Origin of the sequence: Streptomyces sp. NPDC023723, from assembly GCF_040639815.1 — a bacterium.
Classification (GTDB): domain Bacteria; phylum Actinomycetota; class Actinomycetes; order Streptomycetales; family Streptomycetaceae; genus Streptomyces.
Window position 1 is genome coordinate 63,420 of the sequence record NZ_JBFAAP010000019.1, and the last position, 15,794, is coordinate 79,213.

Annotated in this window: 13 protein-coding genes; 3 read left to right on the forward strand and 10 right to left on the reverse strand. The window is 72.5% G+C overall.

Annotation, left to right across the window (positions count from 1 at the left end; genetic code table 11):
• The first annotated feature begins 12 nt into the window (after nucleotides 1–12).
• A complete protein-coding gene (locus AB0G32_RS20955; RefSeq protein ID WP_361165040.1) occupies nucleotides 13–849 on the forward strand; it encodes a siderophore-interacting protein in 837 nt (278 codons plus the stop codon).
• Between the two features lie 87 nt (nucleotides 850–936).
• Here the strand turns inward: AB0G32_RS20955 and AB0G32_RS20960 are convergent, their stop codons facing one another.
• The 8 genes from AB0G32_RS20960 to AB0G32_RS20995 all read right to left on the reverse strand — a co-directional run bounded on the left by AB0G32_RS20960 (nucleotide 937) and on the right by AB0G32_RS20995 (nucleotide 8,633).
• Nucleotides 937–1,716, reverse strand: coding sequence for an enoyl-CoA hydratase/isomerase family protein (locus tag AB0G32_RS20960; RefSeq protein ID WP_361165043.1), 780 nt, complete (start codon nucleotides 1,714–1,716; stop codon nucleotides 937–939).
• Nucleotides 1,713–2,966: a cytochrome P450 gene (locus AB0G32_RS20965; RefSeq protein ID WP_361165046.1), complete on the reverse strand. Its 1,254-nt coding sequence runs from the start codon at nucleotides 2,964–2,966 to the stop codon at nucleotides 1,713–1,715. Before AB0G32_RS20965 ends, AB0G32_RS20960 begins: the two co-directional genes overlap by 4 nt.
• Before the next feature lie 99 nt (nucleotides 2,967–3,065).
• Complete coding sequence (locus tag AB0G32_RS20970; RefSeq protein ID WP_361165049.1) at nucleotides 3,066–4,421, reverse strand: cytochrome P450; 1,356 nt, start codon at nucleotides 4,419–4,421, stop codon at nucleotides 3,066–3,068.
• A gap of 10 nt (nucleotides 4,422–4,431) precedes the next feature.
• On the reverse strand, nucleotides 4,432–5,031 hold the full coding sequence (locus AB0G32_RS20975; protein WP_361165198.1) for an ATP/GTP-binding protein: 600 nt from the start codon (nucleotides 5,029–5,031) through the stop codon (nucleotides 4,432–4,434).
• Between the two features lie 9 nt (nucleotides 5,032–5,040).
• Nucleotides 5,041–5,433, reverse strand: coding sequence for a DUF742 domain-containing protein (locus tag AB0G32_RS20980; protein ID WP_361165052.1), 393 nt, complete (start codon nucleotides 5,431–5,433; stop codon nucleotides 5,041–5,043).
• Complete coding sequence (locus AB0G32_RS20985; protein WP_361165201.1) at nucleotides 5,426–6,250, reverse strand: roadblock/LC7 domain-containing protein; 825 nt, start codon at nucleotides 6,248–6,250, stop codon at nucleotides 5,426–5,428. The genes AB0G32_RS20980 and AB0G32_RS20985 overlap by 8 nt, the downstream gene beginning before the upstream one ends.
• A gap of 17 nt (nucleotides 6,251–6,267) precedes the next feature.
• The gene (locus tag AB0G32_RS20990; RefSeq protein ID WP_361165204.1) at nucleotides 6,268–7,431 is read right to left on the reverse strand and encodes an ATP-binding protein; all 1,164 of its coding nucleotides are present in this window, start codon (nucleotides 7,429–7,431) and stop codon (nucleotides 6,268–6,270) included.
• A 458-nt stretch (nucleotides 7,432–7,889) separates the two neighbouring features.
• Nucleotides 7,890–8,633: an SDR family oxidoreductase gene (locus tag AB0G32_RS20995; protein WP_361165054.1), complete on the reverse strand. Its 744-nt coding sequence runs from the start codon at nucleotides 8,631–8,633 to the stop codon at nucleotides 7,890–7,892.
• 133 nt (nucleotides 8,634–8,766) lie between these two features.
• On the opposite strand from AB0G32_RS20995, the gene AB0G32_RS21000 reads away from it, so the two are divergent.
• Complete coding sequence (locus tag AB0G32_RS21000; RefSeq protein WP_361165057.1) at nucleotides 8,767–9,672, forward strand: LysR family transcriptional regulator; 906 nt, start codon at nucleotides 8,767–8,769, stop codon at nucleotides 9,670–9,672.
• Between the two features lie 136 nt (nucleotides 9,673–9,808).
• A complete protein-coding gene (locus AB0G32_RS21005; RefSeq protein ID WP_361165060.1) occupies nucleotides 9,809–11,257 on the forward strand; it encodes a hydrolase in 1,449 nt (482 codons plus the stop codon).
• Between the two features lie 33 nt (nucleotides 11,258–11,290).
• On the opposite strand, the gene AB0G32_RS21010 is transcribed toward AB0G32_RS21005, so the two are convergent.
• Both AB0G32_RS21010 and AB0G32_RS21015 read right to left on the reverse strand, forming a co-directional pair.
• The gene (locus AB0G32_RS21010; protein ID WP_361165063.1) at nucleotides 11,291–11,713 is read right to left on the reverse strand and encodes a DUF3592 domain-containing protein; all 423 of its coding nucleotides are present in this window, start codon (nucleotides 11,711–11,713) and stop codon (nucleotides 11,291–11,293) included.
• 30 nt (nucleotides 11,714–11,743) lie between these two features.
• On the reverse strand, nucleotides 11,744–15,793 hold the full coding sequence (locus AB0G32_RS21015) for a CHAT domain-containing protein (RefSeq protein ID WP_361165066.1): 4,050 nt from the start codon (nucleotides 15,791–15,793) through the stop codon (nucleotides 11,744–11,746).
• Nucleotide 15,794 lies beyond the last annotated feature (1 nt).

Here is a 15,794-nt window from a genome sequence, read left to right on the forward strand (position 1 = left end):
AGCCTAACCTTCATGACCTCCAGCAAGCGCCCGAGCCGCCGCGATCCGAGACTCTTCCCCGCAACGGTCGTGCACAGCGCCCGACTCACGCCCAACATGCACCGGGTGACGGTGCGCGGCGAGGCGCTCCGCGCGTTCCCGTGGGGCGGCTACGACCACTGGTTCCGGCTGTTCTTCCGCTATCCGCACCAGGAGCGCTTCCACGCCCCCGAGGTCGAGGCCGAGACCTGGTGGAAGCCGTTCCTCGCGATGCCCGACGAGACCCGCCCCTACTGCGCCAACTACACGGTGGCCGGCTTCCGCGCCGAGGCCGGCGAACTCGACATCGACGTCGTCGTGCACCGCGGCGCGGACGGCGGGATCGAGGGCGGCGTCGCGGTGTGGGCGTGCGCGGTGGAACCCGGCGAGGAGATGGCCCTGCTGGACCAGGGCCTGATGTGGGACGCGCCCGCCGACGCCGGCAGTGTGCTGCTGGTCGCCGACGAGAGCGGACTGCCGGCCGTCGCGGGCATCCTGCGGTCGCTCGCCGAGGTCCCGGAGCCGCCCGCGGTCCGGGTGCTTCAGGAGGTGCCGGCGGACGCCGACCGCCGCGCCGACCTGACCTGCCCGCCCGGCACGCACATCGACTGGATACCGCGCGCCGACCCGCACGCGGTGCCCGGCACGGCGGCGCTGGCCGCGCTGCGCGACCACACCGACGTGGACCCGGCCGGCTACGCCTTCGTGGTCGGCGAACAGCAACTGGCCGCCGAGGGCCGCCGCCACCTGCACCGGTCCGGTCTGCCCAAGGACCGCATCACGTTCTCCGGCTTCTGGAAGAGCGACCGGCACGCCGCGAGTCGCGTCTGAGAGCGGTGCGGACCCGGTGACCGGTCGCCGCCGTCCGACAGCCCTGCCGCGAGCCCCTCGGCGTGCGGAGGGGCCCGCGCCGCGGCGTCAGCCCGCCGGCCGCCGGGCGGCGACCTGGCCGAGGTGGGAGCTGAGCAGGTGCGAGTCGAGCAGCGCGATGTCCGCCGTGCGGTGGGCCCGCGCGTAGCCGGTGAGCATGCGTTTGGTCAGCACCAGCGCCTCGGGGGAGCGCCGGACGAGGGATCTCGTCCAGTTGTCCACGGCGTGGTCGAGCTGGTCCGGCGGGACGGTCCGGTGCAGCAGACCGAGCCGGTGGGCGGTCTCCGCGTCGAACACGTCGCAGGTCAGCATGAGTTCGCGGATACGGGCGGCGCCCGCCTCGGCGACCAGCCGGCCCATCGCGCCGCCCCAGGCCGGCGGCAGGCCGAGCCCCACCTCCGGCATCCGGAAGCGGCAGTCGTCGGCGCCGGCCCGCAGATCGCAGTAGGCGGCGAGGGCCAGGCCGGCGCCGATCACCTTGCCGTGCAGCCGGGCGATGGTGACGGCGTGGCACTCCTCCAGCGCCCGGCACAGCCGCTGGGCCCGGTCGAGCAGGCGGCGCAGGCTCGTGTCGGCGAGGGCGGCCTCGTACTCCGTGCGGTCGGCTCCGGAGCAGAAGTCGGCGCCGGCCGAGGACAGCACCAGGACCCGCAGGTCGGGCCGGTCGTGGAGGGAGTCGAGCAGGGCGAGCAGGTCGTCGACGACGGCGGTGCTCAGGGTGGGGTCGGTGCCGTGGGGATCCAGCAGGACGCGCAGGACGGGGCCGTCCTGGGTGACCTCGACGGCCTTGAAGCCGGTGACGGGGGCGAGAGCGGGTATGTGGTTCATGCGAGGGCGACATCCAGGCTCAGTAGGCGCCGGAAGACCACGCGCGGGGCCCGGGGCGGGCGCCGTACGAGGGTGAGGCGGGGCAGACGGGTGACGAGGCGGCGGAGCAGGGTCTGGGCTTCGAGGCGGGCCAGCGGGGCACCGAGGCAGTAGTGGATGCCGCCGCTGAAGCCGAGGTGCTGGGCGAAGTTGCGGGAGAGGTCGAACCGGCCGGGGTCGGGGTACCTGGCCGGGTCGTGGTGGGCGGCGCCGACCATGAGGTGGACCATCTCGTCCGCGCGGACCTCGACGCCGCCCACGGTGCGGTCGGTGCCGGCCACCCGGCTGATGACGTGGGTGGGCGGGTCGTAGCGCAGGGTCTCCTCGACGAAGGCGGGGACCAGGTCGGGGGAGCCGGTCAGCAGATCGCGGCGACCGGGTCTCTCGGTCAGGAACAGGACCATCGTCGACAGCAGCGTGGACGTGGTCTCCAGGGCCGCGAGGAGCACGAACAGGGCCAGGAAGTAGACCCCTTCGTCGGCCTGGTCCCGGTCCGGCTCCAGCGCGTCCCAGACGCGTATCCAGCGGGAGACGGGGTCCTCGCCGAGATGGGTGCGCCGATGCCGGATCAGGTCCAGGAAGTACGTGCGCAGTTCGGCCAGCGCCACGTCGGACCGGGTGAGCTGGCTGGCGGACGGCAGCAGTTCCTGGGTGAAGACCTGCTCGTGGGTCAGGTCGCGCAGCCGGTCCCAGTCCGCGGCCGGCAGGCCCAGCCAGTTGCCGACGGTGGCGATCGGCAGCCGCTCGCTCACCAGGGCCGCGAAGTCGGCCTCGCCCTGCTCGCGCAGTCGCGCGGAGAAGGAGTCGAGCAGACCGTCGACGATGCCGTCGACGGTCCGGCCCAGTTCCTGGATGGTGCCGCGGTCGAACGAACCGGCCGCGCGGCGCACCCGGGTGTGCTCCGGCGGGTTGAGCGCGGGCAGCGTGTTGCTGATCTCCCGCGACGACGGCGCGCTCCAGCGGGTGCGCGGTCCCTGCCGGGCCCGCCAGCCCTTGTCCGGCTCCAGCCAGCCGTTGTCGCGCAGCACCGCGGCACACAGGTCGTAGCCGGTGACGAGGTGACCGCCCCACGGGGCCGGGCTGACCGCGCCCCTGGAGCGGAGCTGCTCGTAGAGCGGGAACGGGTCGGCCTGGCCCTGCGGGGTGCGCAGGCGAGAGAAGAGCGCGACGGCGGTGCGCCGATCGGCGGTCGGGGTGGTTCTGCTCCCCATGATGGCGGCTCCTTATCTCAGCAGCAGCCGCCATACGTACCCGAAAGATGATCACTACATCCAATAACCGTCTGTTCTCACAGGGTTACTTGCGTCACGTCACTCACCCTTGATCCACGCGACGAAGTTGCTGAAGAGGCCCCCCTTGCGCTGCGGCGCGGCGGGGGCCGCGGGCCGGGCGGCGGAGACGGTGTGCTGCGGCTGGGCCGAGGCGGGCGCCGGCCGGCCCGCGGCCGGCCCGGCGGCGGGCGCCGAGCGCGGCGTGAACCGCACCGGCAGGGTCACCAGGCACCGGCTCCACGGCGCCGGGACCCACGGCAGATCCGCGAACGGGACCCGCAGTTCGACGTCGGGCAGCCGGTTGAGCACGGCCTCGACGGCGGTGACCGTCATCTGGAACGCCGGGTCCTTGGCGGGGCAGGCGTGCGGCCCGGCGCCGAACGCCAGGTGCGCCTTGCTGAGCTGCTCGCGGTGCCGCTTCAGCTTCGGGTCGGTGTTGGCCGCGGCGAACGAGATCAGGATCGGATCGCCGGCCCGCAGTGTCCGGCCGGCCAGCTCGACGTCGTGGGTCGGGTAGTGCCCCGCGTAGTTGGCGATCGGCGCGTAGTCCCACAGGGTCTGCACGACCGCGTCCTCGACCGGCAGGCCGGAGCGCCACTCCTCGCTGAGGTAGAGCGCCGCGCTGGTGCCGATGGCGGCGGCCAGCGGCGCGGTGCCGCCGGACAGCAGCGTGACCAGCTGGTGCAGCACCTCCTCGTCGGTCAGCTGCGCGGAGTGCTGCATCAGCCGGGTGGTCAGGTCCTCGCCGGGTTTGCGGCGCTTGAGCGCGATCAGCTCGGCCAGCGCGCCGCCCAGCACCTCGTCCGCGCCGGGCGTGCCGTCGAAGATCCCGCTGATGCCGACGACGACCCGGTCGCCGATCTCCGGCGGGCAGCCGAACAGTTCGCTGAAGACCAGCAGCGGCAGCGGCTGGGCGTAGTCGGCCATCAGGTCGGCCTGGCCGCGCGCCGTGGAACCGAACTGGCTGATCAGGTAGTCCGCGGACTGCTGGGTCTGGCGGACGAACCGGAGCTCGTCGATGGTGGCCAGACTGTCGGTGACCGCCCGCCGCAGCCGGGCGTGCGCCGCGCCGTCGCTGAACAGCGCGTTGGGCCGGTAGCCCATCATGGGCAGCGCCGGGCTGTCCTCGGGCACCCGCCCCTCGTTCAGCGCGTTCCAGCGGCGCGCGTCCCGGACGAACCAGGCCGGGTTCTGGAGGAAGTACAGGGCCTCGTCGTAGCCGGTGACCAGCTCGACCTCGACGCCCGGCGCGATGTCGACCGGCGCGCTCGGGCCCATCGAGCGCAGCAGGTCGTAGTGGCGTTCGGGATCGGAGCCGAAGTCGCCCCCGAACAACTGGACATTGCCGTGTGCGGGGCAGCCGGGCGGTATCTCGGGGGTGTTGGACTGCTGCATGCCGTGGCTCCTAGCCGAAATGGGTCATCAGGTGTTCCACGAGGGCGATCAGCGCCTTCGCCGACGACTGGCTGTCGCGGACGTCGCACTCCACCACCGGGGTGTCCGCGGGCAGGTTCAGCGCCTCGCGCACCTCGTCGAGCGGATAGGCGGCGGTGTTGTCGAAGCGGTTGACGCCGATGGCGTACGTCAGGCCGAACCGCTCGACCAGGTCGAGGACGGCGAAGCTCTGGTCCAGCCGCGAGGGGTCGACGATGACCAGCGCGCCCAGCGCGCCCCGGGACAGCGCCTCCCACATCTCCTTGAAACGCTCCTGGCCGGGCGTTCCGAAGAGATAGAGGACCAGTGTGTTGCTGAGCGTGCGGCGGCCGAAGTCCATCGCCACCGTGGTGGTGGTCTTGTCGGGGACGCCCGACAGGTCGTCGAAGCCCGCGCTGGCCTCGGTGATGGTCTCCTCGGTCTTCAGCGGCTCGATCTCGGAGATGCTGCCGATGTAGGTGGTCTTGCCCACCCCGAAGTGACCCACCACGAGGACCTTCACCGAGTGGGAGACGTCCGGGTTCAGATACTCGGGTGAGTGTTCAGGCGAGTGGGCGACGTCTGTGGTCAGATTCACGGGTCACGCTCCGAATTGGTTTCTCAGGCCGTCGAGCACAGCGCTGAGCAGTTCGCGGTCGACCCGTTCGGCGCGTGGGATGGGCTTTCGCACAAGGAGGAGACCGTCGTTGTCCAGCTGCGCCACCAGGATGCGCACGATGCCCAGCGGCAGCCGGGTGTGGGCGGACACCTCGGCCAGCGACAGGAAACCGTCGGCGACCAGGTCCGTGACCCTGCGCGCCTCCGGGGACAGCGCGCGGGTCGCGGCGACCGGCGCGTTCTGGGCGGTCACCAGCGTGGTGTGCTCGTACTCGTGGTCCGGGGGCAGCGCCCGCCCCTCGGTGATCACGAACAGCGGTACTAATGACGACGTGAGTTCCGGTCCCTCGTCGGGGCCGCCGGGTCCGTCATGCATCGCCGGACCTCCCCGCGCCGGTCGCGCCGCTCGCGGCCAGCGACGGCACCGCGTCGGCCAGCCGCGCGGTGAACCGGTCGATGTCGCAGTCGGGCGCGGCGGAGGCGGCCAGGAAGGCACCGTCACCGGCCGCGATCAGGAAGATCCAGCCGTGCTCGAACTCGATGACGGTCTGCCGCCACTGGAAGTCCGGGTCGCCCACGAACTGCGCGGTGGCCCGGCTGTAGGCCTGGATGCCGGTCATGGCCGCCGAGATGGTGTCGGCGAGGTCCTGCCCCATGCCAGAGGTGGCGCCGCGCGGCAGCCCGTGCGAGCCCAGCAGTACGGCGTGCCGGGCGCCCGGCACCTCGGCGATCACCTGGTCCAGTTCCGGGATCACGAAGCCCGGCGGCGTGGTACCCGCCGACAGGCCCGCGGCGTCCTGGGCCCGCTCGGCGGCGCCCTCGCCGGTCACCCGCGGCGGCGCCGTGAGGTTCTCGCCGAGCCGGGCCACCAGCCGGTGCATGCGGAAGGAGATCTGCTGGAGGTCGACGTCCGGGTCGGCGGCGGCGGCCAGGTACGCGCCCTGCCCCGCGCCGATCAGGAACGCCCAGCCCTCGGTGAACTCGACGACGGTCTGGTTCCACCGCCGTTCGGCGGCCGGCCCGGCGAAGTGGGCGGTGGCCTTGGACAGCGCCTGCATGCCGGACATGGCGGCGGAGATGGTCCGCACGTCCTTCTCGGCCAGGTCCTCGGTGGCACCGCGGGGCAGTCCGTCGGCGGACAGCACCACGGCGTGCCGTGCTCCCGGCACGTTGTCCACGATGTCCCGGACCATCCACGACATGTCTTGGTTCACGCCTCTTCAGACCCTTCAGGCGTCGGTGCTGCGAGGTCCCGGCCGCGAAGCGTGCCGCGCTGGAGCCCGCCCAGACCGCGGCGGGGCGCCCGGATGGGAGTGATCGGCCCGCTGCCCTCGTTGCCCTGGACACTCTCGACCGGTGCCTGCCGCGCGCCCCGCTTGGGCAGCCCGTGCGCGGTGCGGGAGGCCGGCTCCTCGGTGTCCTCGACCCGCCGGATTCTGCGGACCGGGGCTTCCTCGGTGGGCGGCGGGGTGATGTCCTCCATGGTCCACAGCTCCTCGGGCAGCAGGACGACGGCCCGGACACCGCCGTAGCGGGAGACGCCGGTGACATCCACCTTGAATCCGTAGTGGCGGGCGATCAGACCGACCACGGGGAAGCCGAACTTGGGCTGGGTCCCGAGCTGGGACAGCTGAGGGGGAGTGCCACCGGACAGCAGGGCGGTCGCCTTCTGGCGCTCCTCGTCGCTCATGCTGACGCCGGCGTCGTCGATGATGATGCACAGGTTCTTCTGGACCTGCTGGAAGGTCACCTCGATCGGCGCGTCCGTCTGGGAGAAGCTGGCGGCGTTGTCGAGCAGTTCGGCGACCGCGAGAGCGACCGGCGCGACGGCGGACGCCTTCAGCGCCATCCCGTTGTGCTGCATGACCGTGACCCGCGAGTAGTTGCGGATCTGGCCCTGTGCGCTGCGCACGACGTCGTAGACACTGGCCGGCTGGGTACGGCGGCCCAGCGGCGCGCCGCACATGACCGCGATGCCCTGCGACTTGCGGGCCATCTGGGCGTTGGCGTGGTGGACGTCCAGCAGGTCGGCGAGGACCGGGTGGCCGCCGTACTTCTGCTGGATGCCCTCCAGGATCATGGTGGCCTCGGCGGTGAGGCTCTGGAGCAGGCGGGCGGCGCCCTTCAGCACCACCTTGGTGTTCTCCTCGGCCGTCCGCTCGGCCTCGCGGATGGCGGCGTCCTGCTGGTGCAGCACCTGGCGCAGCTCGGTCTCGCTGCGGGCGAGGCTGCCCTGGAGGTCACCCAGCTGTCGCTTGGACTGGGCCAGTTCGGCTTCCAGCCGCCGCTTTCTCGCTTGCAGGGCTCTGCTGCGGATGATCAGGATCGCGGCTGCGACGACGGCTGTCGCCGCGACCGCAGCCAGGCACCATATGAGCACGTCTCGATTCATAGAAACCTTCCCGGCGCGTGGCATGCAGGCATCCGCGGACAGGCCTCGGGGGATCCGCGTGACATCCGCAGGGAGCTGCATCACCGCTGTCGCGCGATGCGCAGGCCGACCTCGGATCAGCACCAAGCCGAGTGGATCAAGGTCGTGAACGCGGGAAGGCTATCACCGCGCGCCACCTTGCGAAGGGGTGCCCCTCTGTGCCCAGAAAGGGCGGCAACGCGTCGGTCACGCAGGAATGTTAAGAAGCGTTCCGGCCAACTGGTGGCCATCCGCTGGCCGGAAACAGCCCCTTGGGTGCCGCGTCCCGCGTGCCTGCGGCGAATCTTCACAGGAAGGACAGGGGACTTACATCAAAGGACAGGGGGCCCACAAGCGCAGGACCAGGGAACTTGCGGCGACCCCCGGCCCGTCCCGTCCCGGCCCGCCCCCTCCCCGCTCCCTCAGATCTGCGAACCGCCGCCGTCCACGGCGAGTTCGGCACCGGTGGTGAAGGTCGCCTCGAAGGCCAGGAACACCGCCGCCCTGGCGAACTCCTCGGGCGTCCCCACCCGCCCCATCGGGTTCTCCGCGGCCATCTGCGCCTTCGTCCGCTCGGCGGCTTCCGCCGGCATGGTCTTCAGCAGGATCCCGGAGTCGATCGGCCCGGGGCTGACCGCGTTGACCCGGATCCCGCGCGGCAGCAGCTCCCGGGCCAGGCTGCGGGTCATCGACCGGACGGCCGCCTTGCCGGCCGCGTAGGCGCTGAGCGCGGGAATGCCCAGCACGTTGGCGACGGACGTGGTCAGCACCACACCGCTGCCCGCGACCAGCAGCGGGACCAGCTTCTGCACCGTGAAGTACGGCCCCTTGGCGTTCACGGCCATCAACTGGTCGAAGAGCTCCTCGCCCGTCGACTCGAACGGCGCGAAGCCGTTGACCCCGGCGTTGGCGAACAGCGCGTCCACCGTGCCGAACTCCGCCTTCACCCGGTCGGCCAGCGCGGCCACCTCGGCCAGGTCCCCCGCATCGCTGCGGACCGTCACCGCGCGGTCGCCGAGCTGCCCGGCGGCGGCGTCCAGGGCGTCCTGGTCGCGCCCGGTGACCAGCACCCGGGCCCCTTCGCCGACCAGCAGCCGCGCGGTGGCCAGCCCCAGCCCGGTGCTGCCCCCGGTGATCACGATCTTCCTGCCCTCGTACTTGCCCATGGTCGGACACACCCTTCTCGGACCTCTTGTGCGAACACCGCCGAGTCAACGCCCGCCCCGTCCCGGCCGTCCAAGACCTGTTCCGCACCCCGTCATGCGGCAGCGGTATGACGCACGGACGTAAGCTGGTGAGATGCCCGACCACGCCCCGCCACCGGACCTGGACCTGCGGCTGGTCCGGTACTTCACCGTCGTCGCCGAGCATTTGAACTACGCCCGCGCCGCCGACGCCCTGCGGGTCGCCCAGCCCTCCCTCAGCCGCCAGATCCAGCGGCTGGAGAAGACCCTCGGGGTGCGCCTGCTGGAACGCACCGCCCAGGGCAGCACCCTCACCGCGGCCGGCGCCGCCTTCCTGCCCCGGGCCCAGGAACTGCTGTACGCCGCCGAGCAGGCCACGCTGGCCGCCCGCGCCGCCGCCCCGGCCCGCACCATCACCGTCGGCTACGTCGAGGACCTGGTCATCACCCCCGCCGTACGCGACCTGCGGCGCCGCCGCCCCGACGCCCACGTGCGCACCCTGCACCTGGACTGGGACGAAGTCGGCGCGCTGCCCGAGGGCCGGGTCGACGCGGTCGTCGTCCGCACCCCGCTGCCGATCCCGGCCGACGGCCTGGAGCTCACCGTCCTCCACGAGGAGCCCCGCGCCCTCCTGGTCCCCGCCACGCACCGGCTGGCCGGCAAGGAGTCCGCCACCCCGGCCGACTTCGCCGGCGAACCCCTGGTGGCGTGCGCCGGCATGGCCGCCGTATGGACCGGCTTCTGGCGCCTGGAACCCCGCCCGGACGGCGCCCCGGCCCCCCTCGGCCCGCTGCTCGTCGACACCTTCGAGGACAAGCTCGAAGCCGTGGCCGACGGCCGCGCCGTCGCCCTGGTCCCGGCCGGCGACCGCCGCTGGGCGCTCCGCGACGACCTGGCGACCGTCCCCGTGACGGGCATCGACCCCTGCGAGGTGGTGGTCGCCACCCGCGACGGCGACCACAACCCGCTGGTCGCCCACTTCCGCGAATCCGCCCGGAAACTGCTGGTCGGCGCGGACTGACGGATCCGGTCCCGGTCCGTGTCCCCCACGTGGGGGACACGCCGGTTCGTCGTGGGCAGCGGCTCCCGCCTCTTCGGGCACCCGGTGTGCCCCACGGCTTCCTGCTTCGGCACCGTTGCCGCGTTTAACTCTGGGGGTGAGCCTCTGGACTTCCCTCGAACCCGCCTCCGCGACAGTGGACCCGGGTGGCAGTACGACGGTGCGGCTGCGGCTGCGCAACACCGGTGACGTGGTGGACGAGTACCGCTTCGAGGCGGTGGGCGCTCTCGCCCCCTGGACCGCGGTGGAGCCGCAGACGCTGCGGCTGTACCCGGGCACGACGGGCACGGCGGAGCTGACCTTCTCCCCGCCGCGCACGCCGGACGCGACGGCGGGACCCAACCCGTACGGGGTGCGGATCACGCCGACCGAGCATCCCGAGGCGACGACGGTCCCGGAGGGCAACCTCACCATCACCGCGTTCTCGGAGGTACGGGCGGAGTTGCTGCCGCCGACGGTGAAGGGTCGTTTCCGCGGCCGTCCCAGGCTCGCCGTGGACAACCTGGGCAACACCAAGCTGACGGCGTCGCTGAGCGGCAGCGACAACGGCGACCAGCTGTCGTACGACATCCACCCGGCCAATGTGCAGATCGAGCCCGGCCGTGCGGCGTTCGTGAGGACGAGGCTGAAGCCGAAGCAGATCATCTGGTTCGGGTCGAAGGAGGACCGGCCCTACACCCTGGCGGTGCAGCGCTCGGGTGTACCGCCGCTGGACGTGGCCGGCACCTATGTGCAGCGCAGCTTCCTGCCGCGCTGGCTGGCGGCCTTCCTCAGCATCTTCGTGGCGCTGGCGATCACGTTCGTGATGCTGTGGATCGCCTACAAGCCCCGGGTCAGCACCGCCGCCACCGAGATGACCCAGGAGGCCGGCCTCAGCACGCTGGCACCCTCCGCGTCGGCCTCCCCCGAGGCGCTGAAGGCCCCGTCCGCCGAAGCCGTGGCGCCCCCTGCCGCGACTCAGACCCAGCAGCAGGAACCCGAGACCGGATCGGGCGGTGGGGCGGGCGCCGGCGGTGGCTCGGAGGAGAAGGAGACCGAGGCACCGGAGCGGACCGCGGCCACCGCCGTCCAGCAACTGGCCGCGAAGGAGCCGGACGGACGGCACATCTGCTACCGGGTCTACGCCCGGGGCCAGGGCTGGACCGAGCCCGTGTGCGACGGCGAGACGGCCGGCACGGAGGCTTCGGGAATCCCGCTCACCGCCGCCAACATCGCCGTCTCCGGAACCAACGGCACCTCCGGCGACGCCTTCGTGTACAACCCCGAGTCGACCAACGGCGAGGGCCACTACCCCGTCCCGTGGTCCGCGGCCGCCGACGGCGTCGACAACTACGTCGGCAGCACCGAGAAGGACGCCCCGCACATGCTGGGCTTCGCCATCAACGTCGACAGCGGCGACGGCACCGTCTGCCAGACCACCTACATCCACGACGACGCCTGGATGGGCATGGCCTGCACCAAGCCCGGTGAGGACTACTACGACTTCACCTACGCCGGCACCCATGACAACGAGTTGTGGATCGAGGCGGTCCGGCTCACGGTGTGACGCCGGGCGGCGGCTCGGGCGGCCAGCCCGAGCTCAGTACGAGAAGGTGTCGACCAGCAGCAGGACGGCGGCGACCGTCAGGAGCAGGCCCAGGACGATCTCGAAGCAGGCGCGGCCCCGCACTCCGTGGCCCTCGACGGCCAGTTGCCGAGGATCGTCCGGAGCATGGAAGAGAACGACGTGGGCCTCTTCGCGCACGCGGATCGGCCGCCGCTTGCTTCCCACGCCCTGCCGGACGGTCCGGCCGTCCGGCGCGGTGAAGCTGAGCAGCGGGTTGATCACCCAGGGTCCTCTGCTGCGGGAGTGCTGGACACCGGGGACCGGGCCGATCACCTGGGCCTCGACGCGAGTCCCGTGTCGCCGCAGCTCGTTGTGGTTCATCAGTTGGTAGGCGGCGGTCCCGGCCCAGGTCAGGCCGGTGGCGAGCGGGACCAGGAAGGTCAGTACGACGTCCATCGTGGTTTTCCCTTCACAACTGCGTCGGCTCTAGGGACCGGTATGCACGTAGGCCGCCCAGAACAAGGGATCGGCGTTTCGCCGCCGGACGTGCTGGACCGCTGTGTGCAAGGCGAACGGGGCGCGGGCAGGGTCGAGACGCCGGTGGTCCTCGGGCCGGCTCAGGCTGGCGTAGAAATGTGCGGTCAGTTCCTGGGTCGTCGCGTCCTCCGCCACCCACTGGGCGGCCACCACGTGCGTGAAGCCGGCCAGTTGCAGCGCGCCCGCGAGGTGCAGCGGCTCGTCGGGCAGCCGAGCCGTACCACGGGCGGTCTCGCAGGCCGACAGAAACGCGAGCCGGGCGGTGTCGAGCCGGAGACGGGCGATGTCCTCGACGGTGAGCAGACCGGGCCGCCGGCCGCCGTGACAGAGCAGCCCGCTCCTGGCCGGGTCGGCCGGATCGTGGCGGGCGTGACCCGCGAAATGCAGACAGGCGTGGGCAGACAGGGCACGCCGGACGGTACGGCGGTCGGCCGTACGACCGGTCAGCAACTTCCGGTCGCTGACCTGCGTGAGCAGCCGTATGGCCTCCTTGCGGGCGTACGGCAGCGGCGGCAGTCCCGGAACGTCGGCCTGGTCGACGATCAGCAGGCCGTCGCCGGTACGCCGGCCGTTGCCCTGCCGTCGCCGCGCCCGGGCCAGGGACCGCAGCGTGGCAGCGTACGAGCAGACGTACCGCTCCGCGATCCCGTCGACGGCGTGCAGGGGGAGGAGGGCGAGCAGGCCGGTGGGGCACCACCACAGCCGGCCTGCGGGAGGCAGCGCGGGAAGGACCGGTGCCACGACCGTCTCCCCGAGCCATGCCAGGGTGTCCCGGAGCACGCGGCCGGCCTCGTCGGGGGACCGGCTCGCCGCGGCGAGTGCGGTGAGCAGCGCCTCGGACCGGTCCCTGAGACCGCCGGGTTCCTCCAGGCTCAGGTCCGGCAGCGACACGGTCCGCAGTGTGTCCCGGGTGATGACGAACGCGTCGCAGCGCAGGAAGCTCGTGTTGACGACGACCACCGCCCCGTCGCCGGCTGCCTCGCGCAGCTCCTCCGTGGAGGGCGGGCGGAGCAGGTCGTCCAGTCCGAGCAGGCGGTAGGCGTCGCGGGTCAGCTGGTCCAGTTCGGCGGCCAGCTCACGGTGCCGGTGGGCTTCGGCCCGCTGCTTGTGGGCCGAGGCGGACGGGTCGGTGAGAGCGGAGTCCGCCGAGTGCAGGACCGAGCGGATCTCGGCGATGCGCCGGGCCAGCCGAGGTTCCTGCTCCTCCAGTGTCTCAAGCTCGAAGCGCGGGTCGACCTCCTGCGCCAGGAGTATTCCGCGGCCCTGTTCGAGCAGGTGCAGTGCCGTCTCGGGCCGGCCCGCGCAGAGGGCGGCGGCGGCCGCGTCGCCGGTGATGCTGTCCGAGGCGGCGAGCCCGCTGACCCGGTCCTCCAGTTGCAGGCCGTGCCAGGCCATCAAAGGAAGGCGGGCGACCGCCGACTGGTAGGCGTCGACAGCCTGTTTCCAGTCCTCCAGCATGGCGGACCGCAGTGCCCAGTGCGCGGTGGCGGAGAACCGCACCTTGGTCGGTACGCCCTCGATGGCTGCCGCTTCCCGGAACGCGGCACGTGCCTTCCTCAGACGCCGGCGGCTGTTTCGGAGCGGGTAGTCGAAGCTGAGTGCCAGTCCCAGGGCGACGAGGAAGGCGACGCGGCGTGGGTCGTCGGCGGGCTGTGCCCGCAGCGCCGCCCGCGCCACGGCGGTCGCCTCGTGCAGATCCGGGACGGACGGCCTCAGCTGGTGCCGGGCGAGGAGGGCCTGGGAGAGACCGAGCAAAGCCCTGGCCCGCGCCGGACGTCCCTCCGGGAGGATGTCGGCGGCCTCCTGAGCGCAACGGACGGCCTCGTCCGCGTCACCTTGCCGTTCCAGCAGACGGCAGCGGTTCAGGAGGATCAGGGTCAGACTCATCAGCGCTTCGGCCCGCCGCATGTGTCCCTGCGGATACGTCCCCACGGCCAGCCGTGCGGCGTCGATGGCCTCCTCCAACTCGGCGGTGTCCTGGGTACGGTCGTACCGCTCGGACAACACCGTCGCGAGGCCGGATGCCGCCTCGCCCGCGTTGTCGCCGCCGGGAATCGCCGCCGCCTCCCGTAACGCCTCGGCGGCCTCGTCCAGGTCGGCGGACGCCCCCGTCCGCTCGTACATCCTGCGCAGCGCGCTGCCCAGGTTCGTCAGCGACACGGCCCGGGTGTGCGACGGCGCGAGGCTGACGGCTTCCCGACCCGCTCGTACCGCTTCCTCCAGGTCCGGCACCGTGCTCAGCCGGTGGTACCGGGTGAGCAGGGCGGCACAGTAGTGCGCGAGCCACCCTGCTCGCTCCGCGGAAGCGGGTGGCGCGACGGTGACGGCGCGTCCGGTCAGCTCCACGGCCCGGTGCAGATCAGCGAGGCTGTCCCGGTTCTCGGCACGCTCCCGCAGCGCCATACCGAGTGCGGAGAGCACCTCCGCCAGCTGCGCGGTACTTCCCTCGGCTGCGATCGCCGCGGCTTCCTCCAGACGCCGGACGGTCTCGTCCAGCAGGGCGGTGTCGCCGCGGTGATGGTGCAGCTGGCGCAGGGCACGGCCGAGCGCGAGGAGCACCAGCACGGTGTACGCCCCCGTGGCGCCCCGTACCTCGGCCGCTTCTCGCAGGACGGTGACGGCGCGGTCCAGGGCTCCGGCCGCGTCCTTCGCACCGGCGAGCCGAAGGCGATCGGCCCGGGTCAGCCAGGTGAGCCCCAACTCGCCCAGGCACTGCGCGAGTTCCGCACTGCCGGCGGGCAGCAGACGACGGACGGCTTCCAGAGCGGCGACGGCCTCGTCGCCCTCCGCGCCGCCCTCTTCAGCAGAGGCCGCACCGCTCGGAGCGAGTCGGTATCGCGCCGCCATCGTATGCGCCAGCAGTTCCTGGGCGCGTACCCGGTTGGGACCGATGGCAGCCGCCACGGCCTGCCGGGCGGTGTCGAGGGCCGCTTCGACCTCCACGGGGTCCCGCGTCTGCCGGAACCGCGCGAGGTGCGCGCTGCCCAATTCGCACAGGTACGGCACGGCCAGCGCACCCGGCCCGGCCCGCAGCGCCCGCCGGCAGATGTCGATGGCCTCTTCGAGATCCCGTGGCTCGTCCGTACGGTCGTACCGCAGCCGCAGCAGCGCCACGAGCACCCACATGCGCTGTACCCGCCACTCGGCGGGGACGGCGGCCAGGTCTTGGCGCTCCGTGTCGACCAGGGCGTCGTACTCGGCTGTGTCCGCGTATTCGGCCAGGGCCGCCACGACGCCGACGAGTTCGGCCAGACACCCGGCGTGGTTCGGGTCGTCGGGCGGGCAGCGCTGTGCCGCCCCTCGGGTGTGCTCCAGCGCCTCCCGCAGGTCGTCGATACGCTCGCACCGGTCGGTCGCGAGCAGGGCGCGTCGGCGCAACGCCCCTCCGAGGTGGTTCAGGTACACCGCGAACTGCCGGTCGCGCGGGTCTGTGGCGTGTACGGCCGCGCGGAAGGCGTCGACGGCGCCGCGCACGTCGTCGGCCGCGTCGGTCCGGTCCTGTGCGGCCCGGGACGAGAGGGCCACGCCAAGATGGTCGAGGAACACGGCGTGGGGGTGCGGTGCCCTCCGTACCGCCTCGTGGGCGTGTCCCACGGCCTCGTCCGCGAGGGCCGCCGCGCCCGGCTGCCGGGTGAGGAGCAACACGATGAGGGCACCCGCGAGGTTGCCGTGGTACATCCACCGGCGCGGGTCACCGGGGTGTGCGGTGGCGACCGCGTACCGTCCGGCCGCCACGGCCTCGTCCAGCCGGGCCTCCGCCAATCCGTCCGGGCCGGTCCCGCCCGGGTGCAGCGCGTAGTGGTCGCGCAGCGCGCAGCACAGGTTGGACAGTGCCATGGGGCGGTCGGGGTTTCCTTCGGGCAGGAGGTCGAGGCAGCGCCGCAGGAGTACGACGGCCTCGTACAGTGCCTGGGGATCGCCGACGGCGCCCCACCTCGCGTACAGCTCCAGCGCCCGGGCACTCATGCCGGGCACGTTGTCGTCGCGCCACTCGCCCACG